This is a genomic window from Pseudonocardia sp. SID8383 (assembly GCF_009864975.1).
Lineage (GTDB): Bacteria > Actinomycetota > Actinomycetes > Mycobacteriales > Pseudonocardiaceae > Pseudonocardia > Pseudonocardia alni.
The window spans coordinates 1-3,500 of sequence record NZ_WWFY01000046.1 but is presented as its reverse complement, the minus strand read 5'-3'; the positions used below and the strand labels follow the sequence as shown (position 1 = coordinate 3,500).

The 3,500-nt window shown below is 73.3% G+C and carries 4 protein-coding genes; all 4 read left to right on the top strand.

What is annotated here, in order from left to right; translation table 11 throughout:
- Positions 1–643 (top strand): cytochrome c biogenesis CcdA family protein (locus tag GTW08_RS01380; protein WP_161151279.1); only part of this gene is annotated, 643 nt, incomplete at its 5' end.
- Entirely contained in the window at positions 643–2,289 is a 1,647-nt protein-coding gene (locus GTW08_RS01375) for a cytochrome c biogenesis protein ResB (RefSeq protein ID WP_073576560.1), read from the top strand. The genes GTW08_RS01380 and GTW08_RS01375, both read left to right, overlap by 1 nt.
- A 6-nt stretch (positions 2,290–2,295) precedes the next feature.
- Entirely contained in the window at positions 2,296–3,252 is a 957-nt protein-coding gene (ccsB, locus tag GTW08_RS01370; RefSeq protein ID WP_073576559.1) for a c-type cytochrome biogenesis protein CcsB, read from the top strand.
- A 43-nt stretch (positions 3,253–3,295) separates the two neighbouring features.
- On the top strand, positions 3,296–3,500 hold a 205-nt coding region (locus tag GTW08_RS01365; protein ID WP_161151278.1), incomplete at its 3' end, for a hypothetical protein.

Below are 3,500 nucleotides of genomic sequence, written 5' to 3'. Positions count from 1 at the left end.
CGGTGTGCAGGACGGCGTCGCGGGGGCCGCCGCCGTGACCGCCGCGCCGGCCCGGGACGACGCCCGCTGGCGGGTCGCCGGGGCCGCACTGCTGTTCGTCGGCGGGTTCACCGTCGTGTTCGGCGCGATCATGGTCGGCGTCGTGTGGCTGTCCGACGTCCTCATCGACAACGAGGCGCTGCTGCAGCGCATCGGCGGCGTCGTGATGATCGTGATGGGGCTGGCGTTCGCCGGTGCCATCCCCGCGCTGCAGCGCGAGTACCGCTCGCACTGGACGCCGCGGGCCGGTCTCGCGGGCGCCCCGCTGCTGGGCGCGGTCTTCGGCCTGGGCTGGGTGCCCTGCATCGGGCCGACGCTGGCCGGGGTGGTCGCCGTCGCCGCCGGTACCGGGGGCGGCTCGGTGCGCGGGATCGTGCTGATCCTGGCCTACTGCGCCGGGCTCGGTATCCCGTTCGTGCTGATCGCGCTGGGCGCGACCCGGGCGGTCCGCGCGCTGGGCTGGCTGCGCCGCCACACCCGGGCGGTGCAGATCGCCGGGGGAGTGCTGCTGGTACTCGTCGGGGCGCTGCTGGTGTCCGGTCTGTGGTCCCAGTGGCTGGTCAAGCTGCAGGTCTCGATCGCCGGATTCACCCCGCCGATCTGATGAGCTCCCCGCCCGACGCCCCGCCGCAGCCGTCCGTGTCGACACCGGACGGCGTGCCCCCGTCGTCGCCGCGGCCCGGGCCGCTCGCCCGCGCGCTGGCGTTCCTGCGCAACACCTGGCGCGGGCTGACCAGCATGCGCACCGCGCTGGTCCTGCTGTTCCTCCTCGCGCTGGCCGCGATGCCCGGGGCCCTGCTGCCGCAGCGGTCGCTGAACGCGTTCCTCGTCGAGGACTTCTACCGCGACAACCCCGCCGTCGCGCCGGTGATCGACGCGGTCGGCGGGTTCGAGGTGTTCGCGAGCCCGTGGTTCGCCGCCATCTACCTGCTGCTGATGATCTCGCTGGTCGGCTGCGTGTTCCCGCGCACCGGCGAGTACCTGCGCTCGATCCGCCAGCCCCCGGTCATGACCCCGCGCAACCTGGCACGGCTGCCGCACCACGCCGAGGGCGACACGACCGCGGGCGTCGACGACGAGCTGGCCAGGGCGCGGCGGCTGCTGCGCGGCTGGCGCACCGTGGAGCGCACCGAGGACGACGGCTCCCGCACGATCTCGGCGGAGAAGGGGTTCCTGCGCGAGACCGGCAACCTCGTCTTCCACCTCAGCCTGATCGGCATCCTGCTCGGCCTGGCCGGCGGCAAGATGTACGGCTACGAGGGCGACGTCATCGTCCGCGCCGACGGCAGCGAGTTCTGCAACAGCTCCATCCTCGGCTACGACAGCTTCCGCGCCGGGCTGCGCGTCGACGGCACCGACCTCAACAACTTCTGCGTGAAGGTCGACCGGTTCGACGGCACCTGGCTGCCGAACGGCCAGCCGTCGACCTTCGGCGCCTCGGTCGGGTTCCAGACCGGGCAGGACGTCCGCGACGGCGTCAGCACCTGGCGCCCCGACGAGATCGCGGTCAACCACCCGCTGCGCACCGACGGCGACCGGGTCTACCTGACCGGCTACGGCTACGCACCGGAGTTCACGGTGACCTGGCCGGACGGGCAGAGCCGCACCGGTGAGGTGCAGTGGCGCCCGGTCGACCAGTCCGGCACCCAGCTGTCGGAGGGGGCGACGAAGTTCGAGCGCCCCGGCATCACCGACCCGGAGCAGCGGCGCACCACGCAGCTCGCCGTCACCGGGACGTTCGCACCGACCGGCGCGGTCGACCCCGAGGGCACGCTGGTGTCGGTGCACCCGGACCTGCGCTCGCCGACCGCCGACGTCGACGTGCTCCTCGGTGACCTCGGCATCGACGACGGCCGAGGCCAGTCGATCTTCAGCGTCGACCAGAGCAAGATCGACGACGGCGAGCTGCGCTCCGTCGCGACGGCGCGGCTCGGGATCGGCGACACCACACGGCTGCCGGACGGCACGGTCGTCCGGTTCGACGGTGTGACCCCGTGGGTGAACCTGCAGGTGGGCCACGACCCCGGCCAGTCCTGGGTGCTGGCCGCGGCGGTACTGATGGTCGGCGGCCTCGCGCTGTCGCTGTCGGTCACGCGTCGCCGGTTCTGGGTGCGGGTGTCCCCGCGCGACGGCGGGGGCGGTCACATCGCCCTCGGTGGTCTGGCCCGGACCGACCGGGCAGGCTACGGCGAGGAGTTCGACCGGCTCGCGACCGAGCTGCTCGACCCGACGGACAAGAAGGACGGTTAACCCGAGATGCTCGTCGACCCGACCACCGCGATGTGGAGCGACCGCCTGTTCCAGGCGACGCTCGTCGTGCTGCTGCTGGCACTGGTGTTCGCGTCGCTGGAGTACGCGGCCCGGCGCGTCGCGCGGGCCGCCGCCCGGAACGAGGAGCCCGCCCCGGTGGGGGCCGGGTCCACGGCGGTCGCGGCGCCCGAGGAGCCCCCGTCCGACGACGGCCGCCGCTCCCGTGCCGACCGCTACGGCCGGATCGGCATCTCGCTGATGGTGCTGGCGGCCCTGACCCACCTCGGGTCGATCGTGCTGCGCGGCTTCGCCGCCTACCGGTGGCCGCTGGGCAACATGTACGAGTTCACCTCGGCGCTGTGTCTGATGGCCGTCGGGGCGTGGCTGGTGCTCGTGCGCCGGCACCCGGGTCTGCGCCCGGCCGGGGTGTTCGTGCTGACGCCGGTCGTGCTGCTCATGTTCGTCACCGGCACCGTGCTCTACCTCGACGCGGCGCCGGTCGTCCCGGCCCTGCAGTCGTACTGGATCATCATCCACGTCACGACGATCACGCTGGCGTCGGGCCTGCTGCTCGTGCCCGGTGTGGCGAGCCTCCTGTTCCTGGTCAAGCGGAACGGGAAGCCGGCGTCGTGGGCCGCGAAGCTGCCGTCGGCGGAGTCGCTCGACCGGCTGGCGTACCGCGTGACGGTGCTCGCGTTCCCGCTCTACACCTTCGGCATCATCACCGGAGCGGTGTGGGCCGAGGCGGCCTGGGGCCGGTTCTGGGGCTGGGACCCGAAGGAGACCGTGGCCTTCGTCGCGTGGGTGCTCTACGCCGCCTACCTGCACGCCCGGGCCACCGCGGGGTGGAAGAACTCCGGTGCCGCGGCCTGGATCAACACGGCCGGCTTCGCCACGATCGTGTTCAACCTGTTCTTCATCAACATGGTGGTGGCCGGACTGCACTCGTACGCGGGGGTGTGAGGCGCCTCGACCACCGGGTTCCGCGCGGCTACCGTCGTTTCCCGTGAGTGAGAACGGTTCCGGCGAGCAGCCCGACGGGTCGGTGGGCCGCTACGTGCGGGAGCGCTGGGCCACGACGGAGTCCCCCGGCCGGTCCTTCGGACGGCGCAGGCGGACCGGCGGTGACGACGCTGCGGAGCCGGTTCCGGAGGCCGGCGCCACGCCGCCGCGGACCCCGTCGGCCGCCGAACGCGCCGCGTCGGCGCCCG